At 49.4% G+C, this 17,855-nt stretch carries 24 protein-coding genes; 7 read left to right on the plus strand and 17 right to left on the minus strand.

Features of this window, described 5'->3' with window-relative positions:
- Positions 1–48: 48 nt before the first annotated feature.
- Both AUC31_RS13900 and AUC31_RS13905 read right to left on the minus strand, forming a co-directional pair.
- A complete protein-coding gene (locus AUC31_RS13900) occupies positions 49–357 on the minus strand; it encodes a hypothetical protein (RefSeq protein ID WP_058382615.1) in 309 nt (102 codons plus the stop codon).
- Positions 358–493: 136 nt separating this feature from the next.
- Positions 494–1,315 (minus strand): SDR family oxidoreductase, encoded by an 822-nt coding sequence (locus AUC31_RS13905; protein WP_058382614.1) that lies wholly within the window; start codon positions 1,313–1,315, stop codon positions 494–496.
- A gap of 98 nt (positions 1,316–1,413) precedes the next feature.
- Between AUC31_RS13905 and AUC31_RS13910 the strand changes: the two genes are divergently transcribed.
- The 3 genes from AUC31_RS13910 (at position 1,414) to AUC31_RS13920 (ending at position 2,942) form a co-directional block, all read left to right on the plus strand.
- Complete coding sequence (locus AUC31_RS13910) at positions 1,414–1,929, plus strand: TetR/AcrR family transcriptional regulator (RefSeq protein WP_058382613.1); 516 nt, start codon at positions 1,414–1,416, stop codon at positions 1,927–1,929.
- A 90-nt stretch (positions 1,930–2,019) separates the two neighbouring features.
- Positions 2,020–2,394, plus strand: coding sequence for a hypothetical protein (locus AUC31_RS13915; RefSeq protein ID WP_058382612.1), 375 nt, complete (start codon positions 2,020–2,022; stop codon positions 2,392–2,394).
- A 170-nt stretch (positions 2,395–2,564) separates the two neighbouring features.
- Positions 2,565–2,942 carry a hypothetical protein gene (locus AUC31_RS13920; RefSeq protein ID WP_058382611.1) on the plus strand — a complete coding sequence of 126 codons (378 nt, stop codon included), beginning with the start codon at positions 2,565–2,567 and terminating at the stop codon, positions 2,940–2,942.
- A gap of 53 nt (positions 2,943–2,995) precedes the next feature.
- Here the strand turns inward: AUC31_RS13920 and AUC31_RS13925 are convergent, their stop codons facing one another.
- Positions 2,996–3,286 (minus strand): RNA polymerase alpha subunit C-terminal domain-containing protein, encoded by a 291-nt coding sequence (locus tag AUC31_RS13925; protein WP_058382610.1) that lies wholly within the window; start codon positions 3,284–3,286, stop codon positions 2,996–2,998.
- Positions 3,287–3,431: 145 nt separating this feature from the next.
- Here AUC31_RS13925 and AUC31_RS13930 point away from each other — a divergent pair, with 145 nt between their 5' ends.
- The gene (locus AUC31_RS13930; RefSeq protein WP_058382609.1) at positions 3,432–3,806 is read left to right on the plus strand and encodes a hypothetical protein; all 375 of its coding nucleotides are present in this window, start codon (positions 3,432–3,434) and stop codon (positions 3,804–3,806) included.
- A 48-nt stretch (positions 3,807–3,854) separates the two neighbouring features.
- On the opposite strand, the gene AUC31_RS13935 is transcribed toward AUC31_RS13930, so the two are convergent.
- From AUC31_RS13935 to AUC31_RS13945, 3 genes are read right to left on the minus strand one after another with little or no spacing between them, the layout of a single operon-like run.
- The gene (locus AUC31_RS13935) at positions 3,855–4,406 is read right to left on the minus strand and encodes a class I SAM-dependent methyltransferase (RefSeq protein WP_058382608.1); all 552 of its coding nucleotides are present in this window, start codon (positions 4,404–4,406) and stop codon (positions 3,855–3,857) included.
- A gap of 23 nt (positions 4,407–4,429) precedes the next feature.
- Positions 4,430–5,359, minus strand: a complete 930-nt coding sequence (locus AUC31_RS13940; RefSeq protein ID WP_058382607.1) for an NAD(P)/FAD-dependent oxidoreductase — start codon at positions 5,357–5,359, stop codon at positions 4,430–4,432.
- A complete protein-coding gene (locus AUC31_RS13945) occupies positions 5,356–5,772 on the minus strand; it encodes an Rrf2 family transcriptional regulator (RefSeq protein WP_058382606.1) in 417 nt (138 codons plus the stop codon). Before AUC31_RS13945 ends, AUC31_RS13940 begins: the two co-directional genes overlap by 4 nt.
- Positions 5,773–6,087: 315 nt before the next feature.
- Here AUC31_RS13945 and AUC31_RS13950 point away from each other — a divergent pair, with 315 nt between their 5' ends.
- Together AUC31_RS13950 and AUC31_RS13955 are read left to right on the plus strand one after the other, a co-directional pair.
- Entirely contained in the window at positions 6,088–6,375 is a 288-nt protein-coding gene (locus AUC31_RS13950) for a hypothetical protein (RefSeq protein ID WP_058382605.1), read from the plus strand.
- Between the two features lie 91 nt (positions 6,376–6,466).
- Positions 6,467–7,075 carry a type 1 glutamine amidotransferase family protein gene (locus AUC31_RS13955; protein WP_058382604.1) on the plus strand — a complete coding sequence of 203 codons (609 nt, stop codon included), beginning with the start codon at positions 6,467–6,469 and terminating at the stop codon, positions 7,073–7,075.
- 49 nt (positions 7,076–7,124) lie between these two features.
- On the opposite strand, the gene AUC31_RS13960 is transcribed toward AUC31_RS13955, so the two are convergent.
- The 8 genes from AUC31_RS13960 to ccsB form a co-directional block, all read right to left on the minus strand.
- Positions 7,125–7,688 carry a GNAT family N-acetyltransferase gene (locus tag AUC31_RS13960; RefSeq protein ID WP_058382603.1) on the minus strand — a complete coding sequence of 188 codons (564 nt, stop codon included), beginning with the start codon at positions 7,686–7,688 and terminating at the stop codon, positions 7,125–7,127.
- 88 nt (positions 7,689–7,776) lie between these two features.
- Entirely contained in the window at positions 7,777–8,553 is a 777-nt protein-coding gene (gene ytvA, locus AUC31_RS13965; protein WP_237150621.1) for a YtvA family blue-light photoreceptor, read from the minus strand.
- 78 nt (positions 8,554–8,631) lie between these two features.
- Complete coding sequence (locus AUC31_RS13970) at positions 8,632–9,024, minus strand: hypothetical protein (protein ID WP_058382602.1); 393 nt, start codon at positions 9,022–9,024, stop codon at positions 8,632–8,634.
- Between the two features lie 190 nt (positions 9,025–9,214).
- Positions 9,215–9,685, minus strand: a complete 471-nt coding sequence (locus AUC31_RS13975) for a FixH family protein (protein ID WP_058382601.1) — start codon at positions 9,683–9,685, stop codon at positions 9,215–9,217.
- A 14-nt stretch (positions 9,686–9,699) separates the two neighbouring features.
- Entirely contained in the window at positions 9,700–11,079 is a 1,380-nt protein-coding gene (locus tag AUC31_RS13980) for a PepSY-associated TM helix domain-containing protein (RefSeq protein WP_058382600.1), read from the minus strand.
- A 262-nt stretch (positions 11,080–11,341) separates the two neighbouring features.
- Positions 11,342–11,533 (minus strand): hypothetical protein, encoded by a 192-nt coding sequence (locus AUC31_RS13985; protein WP_058382599.1) that lies wholly within the window; start codon positions 11,531–11,533, stop codon positions 11,342–11,344.
- A gap of 21 nt (positions 11,534–11,554) precedes the next feature.
- Entirely contained in the window at positions 11,555–11,743 is a 189-nt protein-coding gene (locus AUC31_RS13990; protein WP_058382598.1) for a hypothetical protein, read from the minus strand.
- Positions 11,744–11,773: 30 nt separating this feature from the next.
- Complete coding sequence (gene ccsB / locus AUC31_RS13995; RefSeq protein WP_058382597.1) at positions 11,774–12,970, minus strand: c-type cytochrome biogenesis protein CcsB; 1,197 nt, start codon at positions 12,968–12,970, stop codon at positions 11,774–11,776.
- Between the two features lie 378 nt (positions 12,971–13,348).
- Here ccsB and AUC31_RS14000 point away from each other — a divergent pair, with 378 nt between their 5' ends.
- Positions 13,349–13,804, plus strand: a complete 456-nt coding sequence (locus tag AUC31_RS14000) for a GNAT family N-acetyltransferase (RefSeq protein ID WP_058382596.1) — start codon at positions 13,349–13,351, stop codon at positions 13,802–13,804.
- A gap of 48 nt (positions 13,805–13,852) precedes the next feature.
- On the opposite strand, the gene AUC31_RS14005 is transcribed toward AUC31_RS14000, so the two are convergent.
- From AUC31_RS14005 to AUC31_RS14015, 3 genes are all read right to left on the minus strand, one after another.
- Complete coding sequence (locus AUC31_RS14005; RefSeq protein ID WP_058382595.1) at positions 13,853–14,392, minus strand: GNAT family N-acetyltransferase; 540 nt, start codon at positions 14,390–14,392, stop codon at positions 13,853–13,855.
- Between the two features lie 12 nt (positions 14,393–14,404).
- Entirely contained in the window at positions 14,405–14,695 is a 291-nt protein-coding gene (locus AUC31_RS14010) for a hypothetical protein (RefSeq protein ID WP_058382594.1), read from the minus strand.
- A gap of 68 nt (positions 14,696–14,763) precedes the next feature.
- A complete protein-coding gene (locus tag AUC31_RS14015; RefSeq protein ID WP_058382593.1) occupies positions 14,764–17,817 on the minus strand; it encodes a cell wall-binding repeat-containing protein in 3,054 nt (1,017 codons plus the stop codon).
- Between the last annotated feature and the right edge of the window lie 38 nt (positions 17,818–17,855).

Here is a 17,855-nt window from a genome sequence, read left to right on the forward strand (position 1 = left end):
ATCTGAAGTTCTTAAAGACTAAATATCTCGCCCTGAATTTCTTATGGTTTAATCTGCTTCCCGAGCTTCAGCTTTCGATGCCAATTTCCCAAGCAAGCCCTTTTTTTGAATAAACAAGATGACCAGCGCTTGAATCGACATGGCGATAATGACGAGGAACAATTGCGAACTTTGGTAGAAGATATGGGAGAGTGCAAAATAGATTGGACCTGCTGCCAAATAGGAAATGTACTGGTTTTTTGTTGTGATGTAAACGATTGTCGCCAGGCAGCTTGTTATGAGAAGCAACTCTCCAAACACTGAAAGGTAATAAAAAATTCCCTCCAGAGAATAGGCAAGGCCGTCTAAAAGCGTCATTTAGTTTCCTCCTTCATTTACATTAATAGGCTTTCCATTGATGGTAACATTTATTGGAAAAATTGTTATTAATAATCCCAAAAAATCTTCATACAAAAACCCCGCTGTTGGTCAGCGGGGTTCGGTTGTTTATGTATTAAAAGCGTTTCATCTTCTCTTGAGACATCGCTGTTTTCATTCGCGGATAATTAGCGACGGTGCCGCCGTCGATGCGCAAGTCGATGCCGGTGATGTAGGAAGCCGAATCGCTCAACAGGAACTCGATCGCAGAGGCGATTTCTCCCGGTTCGGCCGTCCGGCGCAGCGGCGTGTGGTCAAGCATGGCCTGAATGTCTTCGTAAGCATCCGGCACGTTCATCATGCCGGGCGATACCGAGTTGAGCCGCGCGCCTTTTTCTCCCCACACCCAGGCCTGATCTTCGACGATCAATTGGACGGCGAGCTTCGACATGCTGTTGGCCGCTCCCGCATCTCCTTGCGTGAACTGGTCGAGCGTTTCAACCAAGTTGGCTGAGAGCTGTTGTTTTAAAGCGTCCATATACTGGCCGTTTTGCGGCACCATATAGGCGGTCATCGAGGACACCATGACGGCGGACGTCGTTTCATTCGCAAGCGGCAAAAACGCTTCGAGCACGTGGCTCATGCCGATGACGTTATCCGCCATCTTGCGCTTGGAATCGCTCGCGTTCGATAAGCCAGCTGCATGCACCAGCCCTCTCAAACTTCCGAGTTCTGACGCTTTTTCCGCTAACGTTCCGACCGCTCGTTTCGATGTCAGGTCGGACGTTTCGCAGTGGACATCGGTGATGCCTTGTTGGAAAAGCTGCTGCTTTACTAGTTCGAGGCATTTTTCGCATGAATCCACCAACAGCAGCGTACCTTTTTGGCCGATGTGCTGGGCCAATGCGATGGCCAGATCTTCTGAACCGCCTGTGATCACATAAACATCCTTCGTCATGAGCAATTCCCCCTGTTATCTACTATAATTAGCGTAAGCGTAATTTCCGTAAATAACACGAGACATTTCCTACGATATTGTCTAATGGAGTGACATAAATGATAACAGCGAAACAAACCATTACCGAAACCTTCATCCACTTGCTTGCTGAACAGGATTTCGAGGAAGTGTCAGTCAAAGACATCGTCGCCTATGCCGGCATTTCCCGCTCCACGTTCTACCTGCATTTTACCGATAAATACGAATTGATGGACGCGGTGCGCAGCCAATTGAATGGACGGCTCTTGCAGATCTATGCCGAACCGTCCGATGCAGAGACGATCAACTTAAAGATCTGCCGGCATGTCTTCCGCTACCGTTCGTTCTACCGCCAGGAATTTTCCGATGCCGGGCGCATCCATGAACTCACCAGCCGCTTTGCCGGCCAGCTTGAACACGTCTTTGGCGATGAGGACCTCGCCGTCTTTGCGGGCTGGGGCACGATCGGCTATTTGGCATCCTGGGTCAAAGGTGGCTTTGCGATGGCGCCGCAAGAAGCGTCAGACAAGCTGATGAAAATCATTTTCGCCGATTGGACAGCGAATTTGGCGGATGCGCGGGAACGCAGCAGTTGAATAAGCGAATTTTATTTGGTGTATACTGAAACTTTCCTGATGGCCATGCGTATCTTCCAGAACAACATATGCATGAAAAGGGGAGTTCGTGTGATCATATACTGGTTGACTGGAATCGTCCTACTGATCGATATTTCGTTACTGCTCGTCAACGACTTTTTTCCAGGAACGCTAGATGCGCTCGGCATTCCGCTGTGGACGCTTTTTATTGTTCTGGCTATTGTCGCCTTCACCAATCTGATGACTTACAATCAGGAAATCGAGAAACGCTTCCGTATCTTCTCTACCGGTTTATTGATTATCTTTCCCGTTTTCCTGGTAGTCCTGCTTCCGGCAATCGGTGGGGAATCCTCGACTGGAATTTCACTGACAAGCCCGTTTCTCTGGTTTTACATACTGCTTTTCTTATGGTCTAACTGGCGCCAGCATATAAAGGAATCCAAGCAAGCTGATGAACCCTCCTGATTCCGCTAAAAGAGCTCTCTTTAACCGGAGGGCTTTTTACATTTCCAGCTTATGGTGTCACTGAATCTTCACAGCGGACAAGTGATTCAGTTCAATTACTTTTATCTCGAGCTATCTTTGTTAGACTGAAAGGAAGGCGAATATATGCCAGCTAGGAGAGGATTTTTACGATGAAAACCTATTGGCTTATTATTGCTGTATTATTGCTGAACTTGTCTCTGTTATTGATCAACGATTATTTCCCAGGTACTCTCGCTGAACTCGGGATTCCGACGTGGATCTTGTTTGTAGTCATCGTGTTGATGGCTATCTGCAGCTGGGCCACCGTCAAACCTCGCCGCGAAAAAAAGCGCTATATGATCATCTTTCCAGCATTGATGATCGGCGTGCCGCTGTTGGTCATGGTCGTTTTGACAGCGCTCGGCGGCGAATCCCAGAACAGCATTTCGCTGACGAGCCCGGTCTTATGGATCGGTGCCGCTGCGGCGTTGTGGATTTCCTGGCTCGAGTACATGCGGGCATCTGAGAAAAAAGCAGAGAATACTTAAAGTTTGGATGAAAAAAGGCTCTTCCACCAGGGAGAGCCTTTTTTCATGCGCTATCAGTTTTTGAACGACAATCCCGCTTGCGCCAGGTGCCGCCTCAAAACCGGCAAAGATGCGGGCCCGACGCCGTGAAGCGCCAGAATGTCCTTTTCACTATAACTGGACAGTTTTTCAAGCGTATCGATTTGTTCCCCCAGCAGCGCGTTTCTCGCCGGCGCACTGAGCTCCCGGAGAAATCCGCGTTGCGGCTTGTTTTCCTCGTTGCATACCGGGCATGTCGGACAGTCGCTGCTTTTGTAATACCGGTGGCCGTGATCGCAAATGCGCAATGTCTTTTCAGCAGGCATGTTCATCGCTCCCCGTCGTTTTCTTTATTATAAAACATCCACCATCATTTTTGGGACAGTCGCTGCAAATGAAAGATGCCTGCCAAAGTGGATATTTTGTTACACTGAAAGGACTTACCTGCGCATCACAGAAAGGATTTTTTTCATGAAAACCTATTGGCTCATCTCGGTTGTCCTCCTGCTCAACCTGTCGCTGCTTTTGATCAACGATTATTTCCCGGGTACACTCGAAGCAATCGGCATCCCGGTGTGGCTGTTGTTTGCGATTATGGCGGCCATGATCGTGTTGTCCGCGCTGCGCTTGAAGCCGGACAAAGAAAAGCATTTCTTGATCATCTTCCCGGTCGTTTCGGTCATTTATCCGCTCCTGTTGCTGTTTGTCCTGACGGCTCTTGGCGGCGAATCCGCGAGCGGCTTGTCGCTCACGAGCCCGATTTTATGGATCGGTGTGATCGTGACGCTTGCCGTGTTCCGCCGAACCTACCGGAAAGCGCAGGAAGAGGAAGCGCAACAAGGATAACCTTCGATTGAAAAAAGGCTCTCCCGCTGAGGAAGAGCCTTTTTTGATTTATTTCTGTGCCACCAGCACATACAAGGATTGTGCCGGGAAGAATTTCTCCACCACTTCAAATCCCGCTGCCGAGAGCTGCTGTTCCAAGCCACTAGACGTTAGGCGCGGCGCTTTGGGCCCGCCGGTTTTCGGTTCGAGTTCGATGGCGATCAAGCGCCCGCCTGTCTTCAATACGCTGTGCATATTGTCGAGCACCGGACCGAGCGGCGTGATTTCGTGCAAGACGAGCGATGCGAGGATGATGTCGAGTGAATCTTTAGCGAGCGCTGCGTCTGTTAATTCGCCGGTTACGAGTTCGATATTTTCAATAGACGCCCCTTGCGCTTTTGCGCTGATCAGCTCAAGCATCGCCGGATCGGTGTCGAGCGCATAGACGGTGTCGTCGATTCGCTGTGCGAGCGGCAAGGTGAAATGGCCGGTGCCCGCCCCGAAATCAAGGATGCGGTCGCTTTTTTGGATGTGCAGCTGATCGAGCAAGGCTTCCGCTGTCAGGCCGCCGTTTCGTTGCGGATCGTCCAAATAGGCGATTTTGTTATGGTGCTTGTGCATAGGCTCCCTCTTTTCTGCATGGTTCATTCGCCGAATCGTTCTTCCGTGAAGGCAGCGACAACACTGGTGGCAGCCAGACTTCCCTGTCCCGCTGCGATGATCAATTGCGCGGGCCCCATGGAAATATCGCCGCAGGCAAAGACCCCTTCAACATTGGTGCGCTGCATCGGGTCGGTCTCCACGCCGCCGCGCTCGTTGATGTAGCAGCCCAAATCTTTCGCGATCGATGTGGACTGGTGCCACTCGGCTGTAACGAATCCGCCGGAGCGCTCGATCGTCGTGCCGTCTTCAAACGTGATGGCGCGCAGCTTGCCGTTTTCGCCGTCCAGTGAGCGGATCGGTTCTTCGTAGACGAGGACACCGTGATGCTCAAGCGTTTTCTGCTCCGTCGGCGTGATGTGTTTTTTGCCATTTGTCGCGATGATCAAATTGTTCGTCCAGTTGGAGACGACTTTTGCGAGATGCCCCGCTGCTTCATTTTCCGAAACGATGACCAAGGGCTCGCCGCGCATTTCATAGCCGTCGCAGAACGGGCAGCTGAACAGGCTTGTGCCATAAAACTCCTGGACGCGCGGAATGTCCGGCAAAGTTTCCGTGAATCCGGTCGCGAGGATCACTCTTCTCGCTTGGAATACTTCCCCGCCTTCTGTTTCGATGCGGAAAGCTTTTGGTTCTTTCGTGACCGTTGCGACGCGGCTCGTATTAACTTGCACATCTGGATAATGCGTGAGTTCTTGTTGCGCCAATCGTTTTAGTTCCTGGGGATCGATGCCGTCGCGTGTCAAAAAGCCGTGCGATTCATGCGTCACGCGGTTTCTCGGCTGGTTGTCATCGAACAGCATGGTCTTTTTCAGTGAGCGGCCGAGCACGAGCGCTGCGTTGAGCCCCGCCGGCCCGCCGCCGATAATCGCACAATCGAGCAGCGCTTCCTGGTTTACAAGTGAATCGTTCATTTCCCATCGCCTCCTTGGTGTTGTCCTGCCTGTTCGGCAATATCCACTAACAGCTGTTCCTGGAGTTCTTGTTTCATATTGGCTTCAGCGTCCCGCATGACTTTCTGGATCAGGCAGCCTTCGTGGCGATGGAGCGTGCAGTCGAATAGATGGCTCTCGCCTTCAATCGCCTGGATCACATCGAAAAACGAGATGTCCCGCTCGCCGCGCGCCAGCCGGTAGCCGCCTTTTGCGCCCGGCGTCGACTCGATCAAGCCGGCTTTTGTCAGCTTGGTCAAGATTTTCGACAAATAAGTCGGCGATAACTGCTGGGCTTTCGCCAGTTCCTGCACGCCGATCGACGCATCCCGAGGCAACCGGATCAGCTGCACCATCGTATGCAAGGCGTAGTTCGTAGCATTTGAATATTTCATCGCACATCCTCCTCAACTTCTTTCGCAGACATTAAAGACTCTTGTTGTCTGTAATTTAATTTACCATTTACAAATGTTCCCGTCAACGAGAAACGCTTCGTTTTTATTTCCCGGGCAATGAAGTTCTCACCGTGAAGGCTGCCGGTTAGCAGAAAATGAATCCGGTTGCGACGTGCCGCTTGATAGCGAACAGCTAAACGCGCTACAGTTAAACAAAGCCGAATTGAAACAAGCGGCTGATTGGCAACCGAATACGACAGGCCAATTGATATTCAATCATTGGGACTGATAAAAACGACAAGGAGTTTGGATATTATGGCTGCTTCACAAAACAACGATCCTGAAAAAAGCTTAAAGAAAATCATGACACTCTATGGTGCCGCCCTGTTCCTGGGTCTCGCGATTTCGATTTTCGCCCATCACATCGAAGACATCAGCGGCTTTTTGACCTTCCTCGTGCCGGCAGCGGTGCTGTACTTTTTCGTCTTGTTCGCTTATTTCAAAAAAGGCATATTCCGAAAAATCGCTTACGGCATCATGGCAGTCATCGGCCTCATCAGTCTGTTTATGATTTTCTACCTGGAAATCACCGGCGGCCACTGACACATAGCCACTTCCCGGCAGTGAACGCTTACGACTGTGCTATAATTCGCTTAACGAATAAGCGAATATTCACACGAAAGGAATGAGCAGCATGAACGAGTATGTCCTTTTTGTGCTATTGGACGAGTATGCGGACTGGGAAGCAGCGTCTTTGGCGGCGGCATTGAACGAAGAACCGGAAGGCGACGGCCGCAGATTCGACGTGAAGACCGTATCGCTGACAAAAGAGCCGGTTCGATCAATCGGCGGCTTTACCGTAATGCCCGATTATAGTATTGACGATGCACCGGAGGAATTCGCGGGATTGATCCTCATCGGCGGTAATTCCTGGCGCAAAGACGGCAGCGAACGCGTTATGGAGCTGGTCGACAAAGCAATCAGCCAGCAAGCCGTGCTTGGCGCTATTTGCGACGCCTCGGTATTTCTCGGAAAGAACGGCTTGTTAAACGATGTGCCGCATACGAGCAATCACTTGGAAGATTTGCAGGAAACTTCAGGCGACCGCTACACGAACGAAGCGCACTATCTCCAACAGCAAGCCGTCCGCAGCGGACAGCTCATTACCGCCAACGGCTCCGCCTTCCTCGAATTCGGGAAAGAAGTGCTCGAAGCGCTGAATGCCGCACCGCAAGCGGAAATCGATGAATGGTACGGGTTTTTCAAGCAAGGCTATCACGATTACACAAAGTCACAGCAGTAGAACGCAGAAATCCCCTTGTTCCGATGTGGAACAAGGGGATTTTCTTTGTCTATTTATGATTGATTGAGTAGATCAAGTGATCGACCCACGCCCCGCCTTCATACAGAAAAGCTTCCCGCACGCATTCAAACTTCATGCCCGCACTTTCAGCCAGCCGAACAGAAGCTTCGTTGTCGAGATTGATATGTGCTTCAATCCGGTGGAAGCCAAGCTCGGTGAAAGCAATATCCAGCGCTCCTGTGACCGCTTCTTTTCCGAAGCCTTGGTTCCAATATTGGTTATGGATGGTGTAACCGATGCGTCCCCATTGAAAATCATCGCGCGCCAATGTCGAAAAATCGACCATGCCGATATGGCGCCCGTCTTCTTTTCGGAATACGGCGAACACGTGGGCCGTGTCGTCATGCGCCAGTTGCTGGTGCTTGTCGACCAGCTCCTGAAACCAGTGTTCGGTACACGCACTCATATCCAGTCTGCCCGGATCGTAGACATGCTTCGAGGGCGAACGGCCGTTAAAGCCTGCCAGCCACTCAGCATAATCCGCTCGTTCCAGCGGCCGGATAGTTAACCTCTTTGTTTCTGATGTTGCTTCGAACGTTTCAGCTTCTGCCACTGTCTTCTCCCCTTCAATGCTCTATCATCTGATTAACATTTCCAGTTTATCACAGCAGCATATTTCATCCTTGCTTACCAAGCATTTTCTATTTCGCCTGCAAACGCTGAATGACTTGCTGTACCGTCGCAAAGGTCAATAAAGTTTGATCGTCATCTTTGATATTGACGATCTCCATGGCAGTTTTGGGACTGATGCCGGAAATATACAATTTACTGCCCATCAGCCTCAGCACATCCTGGATCATCAAGAGGTTGGTATAGAGGAAATTCTTCTCCCACAGCACACCCGTGACATCTATGATGATGTGCCGCGTGCGAGTATCGCGGACGAAATGGCTCAATTTCGAGGTCAGGACGTCAAAACGCAAATTGTTCATTTTCCCGACCAAGGCCACTGCTCCGATATTGTCGTCGATCGGCAAAATCGGCAGCATCTGCTCGTTAATTTCCTGTTCTTTTTCGTTCAACTCGACTTGCTGGTCGACTTCTTGGGTGATGTCCGTTTGTGTGCCGATGAAATACAAGTGGCCGTCCATGGTGACGGGTTCAATATTTAGCCGGTTCCAAAACGTCGTGCCGTCTTTTCGGTAATTTTCCAGCGTAACGGTGATTTTCTCGCGCTCTTGGATGGCCTGCCGGATCTTTCCGATGGTGAAACGGTCGGTGTTGTCGCCTTGCAAAAAGCGGCAGTTTCGCCCGATGATCTCGTGTTCTGCGTACCCTGTCAGTTGTGCGAAGGTTTCATTATAGTAGATGATCGGATTGTCTTGTTGTTCGGGGTCTGTAACGACGGCCGCTACTTGGCTGCCGTTCAGCATGGCTTCTAGCAACTCGCTTTTGATTTCTGTTTTTAAGTGGTTCATGTTCATTCTCTCCGATCTATAAGGGTTGGTTTCTGTCATATGCGAAGTCAACATTGCTTGAGTTGGATCGGAGATGGATCATGGTTCGATTTCTTTCAGCGCTGCGGCCAGCCGCAAGGCAAAATTCCGCGGCGGCTCGAGCGATTCCATCGTGATTTCAACAAGGTTCTGATTCATGTGGATGCACTGGCGAAATGCAATTGGCAGCGGAATCGGGAATTTGCGCAAGGTGTCTTCAAAAGCCAGCATTTCTTCCGGCAAGATGTATACGCGGGCTTTATTGACAGCCGCCCCGTCTTGCTGGAAATGCCCGAAGCTGATTTCCATATCCAGTTTGAAAACGAAAAGACTGGAGCCGAGGAAAATGTCCAGTTTCTTGGTTTTCGTAAAATGGAACTTTCCTTCACGGTATTCGCAGCGTGCCTTCAAGGTTCTTTGTACTTCATCAGCAATCAATAACTCTTCGTTCACTTATACCGTCCTTTCGTCCTGTTCCGCGGCTCCAAAAATTCTTACATAATGCTCTATACCCGAAATTATTGCTTTTTTCCCATACATTGAAAATTTTTTCTAAGCCTTTTGCTTATGTCTTTTTAACAATTTTAGTTAATCAGGACTTTATGTGCGGTTCAAGAAGAAAGTTTTGGCAAAAAAACCGCTTTTAATGATGGTGTCCCGAACTTCCCGAATCCGGTTCCGGGCCTTCTTTCAAACTGTCGAGTTCGCTTTCGGAAAGGTCCCCGACAATGAATTGGTAATGGGGATTGCTGATCGATTCTCCGCTTCCGGCGTGCACTTCAAGGAAATAAAGACCATTGCTCTTAAAACTGGCTTCCATTTCATAAACGCCGTCTCCCAGCGCTTGCGCTTCTTTCATCGGATACGGAATCGAGCCATTCTGCTTGCGCACTTCAAAATGAACAAAATTCGCTTCGTTCACCGGTTCACCGTTTTGCGTCAATTCCGCTTGAAAACGCACGGTTTCACCAGGCGTAATTTCTTCGGGCAATTCCGCCACGATCTGCAGCGGCGCTTCTTGCTTATACAAATCTGCCGCATCGCCGCGCACCGAACAAGCGCTTAACAGCAAAATGGCCACAGCGGCCACAAGCGGCCCATAAAGTTTCTTCATTTCCGTTCCCCCTTTCATGCGTTCAGCCATTTCTTCACAGCCGGCAGGCGTTGAATCACGAGCTTATCGAACAGCCAAACGATAACCATCGATAGCCCCGCCAGCGGGAACAACAAGCCGAGCACAATCATCAGTAGCAAAAACGATTTTGTTTTGAACAGCGGCGGCGCTTTTGGAGCACCCATGCCTTTTTTCGGCTTGCGCTTCCACCACAGGTAGACCCCGCTCACGCCCACAAATACAATACCGAGGCAGATGAATAAGCTGATCAATTGATTGATGAGGCCGAATTGCGAACCTTTGTGAAGCGTAATGCCCCACGCAACGACTTTGCCGATGACGCCGTAATTGTCGTAGCGGTAATCGGCCAGCACGGCGCCTGAATATTGATCGATGTGCATCGTTGCCTCATCCTGCGCTTTTGGCGGGAATACGGACAGCGTGTAGACGCCCTCCGGTTCCTGTGGGATGAACACCGAATAGGATGGGTGAATGCCTTCCTGGTCAGCGATCTCGACTACTTTATCGAGCGGCAGCGGAACCAGTCCCTGCACCGATGACAGTGGCACGTCCAAAGTCTCTGCCGCCCATGGCACTTCTGCAATGTCCTGCGTTTCGACGTCCGATTTCGGCGCGTCGCCGATCCAGACAGACGGCGGATAGCCTTCTCCGGTATTGGTCACCATCGCCTGGAAATTGGTTCCCCAAAACCCTGACCACGGAAGCCCGGTCATGATCAAAAACAATAATCCGGCAGACAGCCAAAATGCCGGCACTGCGTGAAGGTCCCTTCTGCGAATCTTCGGCCCTTGGCGGAGGCGCGGGAACAATACCCCGCCCGCTCCGTTCATCTTTTTCGGGAACCATAGGAACAAACCGGTAACGATGAGCACGACCGCCCAGCTCGCTGCCAGTTCAACGATGCGGTCGCCGAGCGTCCCGGCCATCAGCTCGCCGTGGATTTCTTCAATTTTGTCCATAATGCGGTCATCGTTGTTCAATTCACCGAGCGATTCGCCGGTGTACGGATCGATGAACACTGTCATCGACATGCCATCCGCTTCGACCGTCACTTCACTCGAACGCGACTCATTTTCACCCGGGCGGTAGGCCGTAACGATGCCGCCGGGATAGAGCCGGTTCACTTCCGAAAGCTGTTCCGAAACCGCCACCCGTTCTTCTTGCGCTTGGACTTCGTAATAGTCCGCATACAGCACATTCTCAATTTCCGCTTTAAACAAATACACCGACCCGGTGATCGCAAGCAGTACCAACAGCGGCGCGAACAAAACCCCTGCGTACAGGTGCCAGCGCCAGACAGATTTATAAAACTGCCCGCCTTTTGCCTGTTTCGTTTTTTCAGCTGCCGGATTCTCTCTTTTTCCGTTCTCCATCTGTTCCGCCTCTTTCTTATGTATCCTGTTTTATGTAATCTTCGACTCTATTCAGTAAACGTCTAAAATCCGGTTTTAGATTAAAGCCCAGCAAAACTTATGGAATGCCGCTCCAACAAGAAGAGGGATGCGCCATCGTTCAGCGCATCCCCTTTCTTCAGTGCTTCGTCCATTACCCACGATTCATACAACGACGTGCCCGTTATTCTGCTTTAACCGTATTATATACCGAACCGCTGCGACTTTTCCTCTCCCAGCCATTTCAGGAGTCCAGCTCCTCTTCCTGGCCTTTTCGCCCGATCCAATAAATTACGCCTAACAACAAGATGAAGTTTGACACCGCGATAGCCAAATTGGCCGCCAAATCCGGAATAAAGGTCTTCAGGTCAAAGAAGATGTGCCCCCAAGTAACAAGGGCTGACAGTATGATGGCGACTAAAAATGTGCGCTTCATTCTATCCTCTTCCTTCATTTTCTATCCTACTTTTTCAGCTTTTCTTTTCTTCATGTAAGTATAGAAACTGCTGATGCCGACCGCCAAAAGAATGCTCGCCGCTGCCGCGTGATAACCCGACTTAATTGTTTGGCTAAGAGACGATGCGCTGACTGCCGACGATCCCAGTACACTTGCTAGGACGATGACGAGAATGATTCGGTCTTTCATATATTCCCCTCCCCGATTGGAATTAAATAATCATGCATATGAATGCAAGCCTGAAATAACTAAATTGACGAAGACTTGATTAAAAATAATGGTGCCAAAGCCGATAATTGCAAGCCACGCCGTCTTTTCACCCGTCCACTCTTTGCCGATTCGCAGGTGAAGAAAAGCGGCATAGAAGAGGAAAGTAATGAGCGCCCAGACTTCTTTCGGGTCCCATCCCCAAAACCGGCTCCACGCAATTTGTGCCCAAATCATGGCGAAAAACAAGCCGCCTAGCGCAAATAACGGAAAACCGATAACGACCGATCGATAGGAGATCTCGTCCATCAAAGTTAAATCGACTTTATTCGTGAAAGGCTGAAGCAATTGTGAAATTTTCTTCCGCGCAATCAAACGAATCACCAAATACAAGATTGAACCGACCACAAAGGACCACAGTACCGAATTGAGCTTGGCTGTCTCAATGTTATTGGGAATTTCTACAAGCCCCGCATAGTGAGCGGCCGGTTCATAGTTTTCGGCAGTTCCAGAAACGGCTTGCGCCTCATCCGGCACCACAATGGCTGGCAGGGCATACTCATATACCTGGCTCTGGCCTTCTTGATTTTCAAATTGATAACTGGCGCTGTATCCAGCAATTCCGAACGCGGATGTCACAAGAATGAAGCCAACAACTACTACCATGAAATACAGCACTAATTCCAAAAAGAATGCACTTTTGCTCTTGTTCGTTGTATCTACCTTCTTCAATAAATAGATTAATCCTGTTACAAACGATACCGATAACACAGCGCTTGCGGTAGCCACCGTAATGACATGGATCGTGAGCCAGTGGCTTTGAAGCGCTGGAATAAGCGGCGATACTTCATTGGCAAACATGCTGGCATAAGCAATGATCAATATCGCGACCGGCAGCAAGAACAAGCCCATAACCGGTTGGCGGTAAATATAGAAAAATCCTAAAAAGCTCCCAATCAGCATAATGCCGAAGAATGTCAGAAATTCATTTAAATTGCTAACCGGCGCATGACCTGCTGCTACCCAGCGCAAAATAAAATAACCAAGCTGCGCGGCAAACCCGACGACGGTCAAGCCGATCGCAATTTTCACTGCCGATTGCTTTTTCGATTTTACAGCCACTCCAAATGGGATGATTGCGATTAAAAATACAATAAATGAGAAGAACAAGAATGAACTGCTTAACGAAACCAACGCTTCTGTAGACATATAGACATTCCTCCAAATCGAATAATATCGTTCGAATATTTATTCCAATAATACCATTTTTTTCAACCTACATAAGCGACCATTATGTGTCGGTTGCTCCCTAGCATCCATGAAGCGTTTTATAGTAGCCAATCTGTAACTTGCCGAAAGACCTCTACTGTCTATTTTCGAGTTTCTGTCTTTTCCAAAATTATCAATATCAAAGTGCAGGAACATGTTATAGTCAAAAGGTCCAGTGCAAAATACGGACACCCATTACGAGTTTAGGAGGCGTTCATTATGACAAACACACCTATCTTCACCATCTATGACTGCAAGGGGATAGCGCCGAATTGACCTGACTCGTTCGCGTTCCCCGAAATTCGAAAGGGGAAAACTATGAAACTGACAAATGTAAGCATTACTGAAGTGAACGCTGATAACTGGTACGCCTGCTGCGAGCTGAAAGTCGCACAAGAACAACAAACTTATATGGAACCGAATGCGGTGTCCATCGCACAATCGAAGTTCGAACCGAGCCTGCGCCCTTATGCAATTTGTGCAGATGGGCAAACTGTTGGGTTTCTCATGTTCAACTCGGCTCCTGAAGAATTAGACGGCCATTGGATCTACCGCATCATGGTCGACCAAGCATACCAAGGGCAAGGAATTGGAAAAGCTGCTACGAAATTAATGCTCACGGAAATGGCTGATTCTTTCGGTGCCAAAAAAGTGGTGGTTGGCTATCATCCTGAAAACGCCGGAGCCCATCAACTGTATAAAAGCTTAGGCTTTGAAGATCAAGGGCATCGCTTTGGCAAAGAAATGGCTGTAGTGAAGCAATTGGCTGATTGATAAAGCGCAAAAGAGGCCGGACTGGAATACCCCAGTCCGGCCTCTTTTTTATGGATTCTGTATTTTATACAAAACATGCTTTCTTAATGGGCTGCCTTCCGGAACGCGTGGATGCTCGAACTCCCCTGCTTTCTCCATGCCGATCCGCTTCATGACGATTTCAGACGGTGTGTTAATTGTTGAAGTAAACGAGTAGATTTCTCTTTTGCCCAGCTTATCAAACGCATACGCCAGGCAAGCTTTCGCCCCTTCTGTCGCGTAGCCCTTTTTCCAAAATACTCGGTCCAAGCGCCAGCCGATTTCAGTTGCGCCTTCAATTCCGATATCAAAATTAACATCCAATAAGCCAATAAAGCCGATAAACGCGCCGTCCTCTTTTCGTTCGACCGCCCAAAGCCCGTAGCCTTTCTCCTCAAAATGCGCTTCGATACGGTCGACCAATGCGTCCGATTCGGTGCGGCTCAAGGGTTTCGGAAAGAACTCCATTACGTCAGGGTTTGCATTCAAGGCCGCAAACGGTTCACGGTCAGATGCTTTCCACCGCCTGAATCCAAGCCGTTCGGATTCGAATAGATAATCGTTCTCCATCTAATCTTCCTTTCACAATTCTTTTTCCTTTGGCTTTGTTTCTTCTGCCGCTAAAAAGTATTTCGCTTTCCATTCATTGTCTGTCGCTTTGAATAAAAGCACCAGCCCGATAATGAAAAAGAACACACTCAAGACAATCGGGACAACCCCCACTTCCCACAATGCCGATAAAAACAATCCGAACTCTCTCGAATAACCGGTTTCTCTTACCTGCGGCGAATACACCGCCGCTGCGACCAAAGTAAACCCGAACAATAGAATGCCTGAGATGACACCAATTCCCCCACCAATCAACTGCTTCATCGATTTGCCTCCTAATTGAGTTATAAAAAAACAGGCGTCCGGAATCCGAACCGCCTGTTTTTCCTGTCTTACTCGAACAATTGCTGGATGCTTTGCGTCGGCAAAGCGCCTTCACCGCCGAGGATGTAGATTCCTGTGACGTATTTCAGCTGCTCTTGGACGGTTTTCACGGTCGCTGCATTCGGTCCGTTCGGTGCCGTCAAGACGAGTGGTGCTTTTGATTTAGATGCCAGTACAGAGCCTGCGAGTGCATCCGGATAATTTGCGCCAGTCGACAAGTACATATACTCGCCGCCGAATGATCCTTTGAAATGATTGATGACCGCGCTGTTCGTTTCATAGCGCGATGCGCCCGAAAGACGTACTGGGTTTTTCACTTCTTTTGCTGTGCTGTCAGAAACAGCGCCTTTACCGCCAATGATGAAAGTTTTGCTATAAGCTTTTGCTGCGAAATGTGCTTTCACTTCCGCCGGCAAGCCGTTCGGTTTCGTCAGCAAGATCGGCATTTTCTGGCTGCCTGCGACCGGTGCAATCGACAAAGCGTCCGCAAATGTTGAACCGGTTGCCACGACAGCTTGTGTCGAAGTTTTCATTTGCTTCGCGATGTTGACCGATGTTTCGTAGCGGTTTTTGCCGCTGATGCGTTTGATGTTTGTTGCTTTAATGCCGAGTTCGTTCAGTTCCATTTCGACCATCGGGCTGATAGCACCCTGTCCGCCAATTAATGTCACTTCTGTTACTTTCAATCGTTTCAATTCATCTTTTACCGATTGTGGAAGTGAATCGGTTTTCGTGAGTAGCAGCGGTGCGTTTTGATACGCTGCAAGCGGAACTGCACTCAAGGCATCCGGGAAATCGCCGCCTGTTGCAATAACGGCTTTGCCGGATGTGCTCCAGCCTTTTTTCGAAACTTCTACCGCTGTATCGTAGCGGCTTTCCCCACTGAGGCGCTCGGCGAGATTCCATTTATCTTTCAGTACAAGAATCGCTTGTGCCCCGTTCAATCGGCCCCATCCTGAGACAAGGTCAAAGCCAGGTGCCAATTCTTCCATTTCATACGGGAAATCTTCTTCAAAGCCCCAATCTTCCTCGAAACCAGGAGGAGCATCTTCTGCGATAAACTCAACGTCATCCGCTGAGGCCGTCAGTAAATTTTCCAACTGGGCTGGTGAAAGAAACGGATTGATCGATTTCAAGACACCTGCAACGGCCGCGACGTGAGGAGCTGCCATCGATGTTCCAGACATCAACGTAACATTGCCGTCCGGCAGCAAGCTCGGGATGTCTGTACCCGGTGCGACGAGGTCAAGATCTTTGCCATAGCTCGAGTAATCCGATACCAGGTCAAGTTTGTTCGTTGCGCCGACTGCGATCGCGTATTTCGATGACGCCGGGTAAGAAACTTCTTCCCATCCGTCATTTCCTGAAGCTGCGACGATTGTAACGCCACGCTCGTTTGCGTATCTCATAGCGTATTCCAAGACACGGCTATAGCCGCCGCCAAGGCTCATGTTGATAACATCGGCTCCTTGGTCTGTTGCGTACAGGATGCCGTATGCAATTTGTTCTGTATCGCCGTAACCTGACGCATCAAGCACTTTCACCGGCAGGATTTTCGTCGACTGGTTAATGCCCGTCATCGAATAATCGTTGTCCGCTTCCGCTGCAATGATGCCGGAAACGTGCGTGCCGTGTCCTTGGTCATCGAATGCCTCATTGTCATCATTGATGAAATCGTAGCCAGTGCTGATCATTTGGTTCTTCAAGTCAGCCAGCGTGTAATCAACGCCGGTATCGATGACCGCGGTGACGATTTCTGCATGCTTTTGAGGAGCTGCCAGCTTCGTCATTTCCTCGAAATCGATGTCAGCGTCTTCGATGCCAAAGCCGCCGCCTTTGTTTTCAAGCGACCATTGCTCGTCATAATAGATATCTTCTGAATGAAGCTTGTATTGCTGTACCGGTTCGATGAATTCAACTTCCGGCAAGTCTTCAAGCGACTGCAAAGTTTTATTCGTTGAAGCAGCTGACATGCCTGACTTCAAATCCACCACGAAGAACTGGTCGAATTTCGGCGCTTCGGCGTCAAACCCAGAAACCGACTGGATGCCAGCCGTTCCAGCTTCCGCTTTTGTCAGCGTTTCGCCTTCTTTTACTTTTACAATGACTTTGTTCATGGAAGCATCTTTTACGACGTATGGAGTCGGAAGCATTGCCGACATGACTGATTTTCCAGCCAGTTTGTTAATGTTGATTGCTTGTCCTGCCGCTTCCACATCGTCTTTCAAATTCGCAGGCGCTGTTTTCAACGCGAGCGTGTACAATTCGCTGATCGCTTTCTGGTCAGCTACGGTGATCGTTTTCGAACTTTGGAAGCCATTTTCCGCAATGCTCGTGATCAAGCCGTCGAGCTGATTGAGGTTTTTCTTCAATGAATCACGGACAGATGCTTCCGTCACGGCCTGATAACCGATAAACGGCGCCAGTTTATAGTAAAGCTTCGTCAATTCTTTGCCGCTTTCTGTTTGCGAAAGCACTTCGCCGCGGATCACGCGCAATTGGTCAAGCAGCGCCTGGTCTCCAGCTGCGTCGCCCATGACAAGTTCTGCCGGGCATTGCTCGTCGTTTGTCGGTTTTGATGCTTTTACAGTGACGCCGTCAAAGCCGATTGTGTAGCTTGCTTCTTCGGCTTCTTCGCCTTCAGGCAAATCCACCGGCAATTCTTCAGCGTATGAAGATACCTTTATGTAATAAGGGCCTTCCCAAGCGATCGGGAATTTAACAGTCGATTTCATTTCTGCAAAACTGTAGTTGCTAAATGGGTCAAATGGCTGGTCGGCGGTCGCGCGTTCTGCGTCCGGGTAGACGGTAAAGGTCAATTCATCTTCTGACTGAAGAGAAACTTCGAAATGCGTATGCGCTGCGACTTGTGCAGGATCGACATCGATCTTGTACCAATGTTCATTGTCCTCTGCAGAAAACGTATCGCTTACGTCATCTCCTTGCACCAATACGTCTGCATCCACTAAATCTTCGGCTTGCGCCGTTTGTGTAGCCGGTAAAACGCCAAAAAGTGATACACCCATCAAAAAACTCGTCGCAATCTTGAACGCGCGGTCCATCCTACCATCCCCATTTCAATTTTTTTACATTTACTTTA

It is taken from the genome of Planococcus rifietoensis (assembly GCF_001465795.2).
Lineage (GTDB): Bacteria > Bacillota > Bacilli > Bacillales_A > Planococcaceae > Planococcus > Planococcus rifietoensis.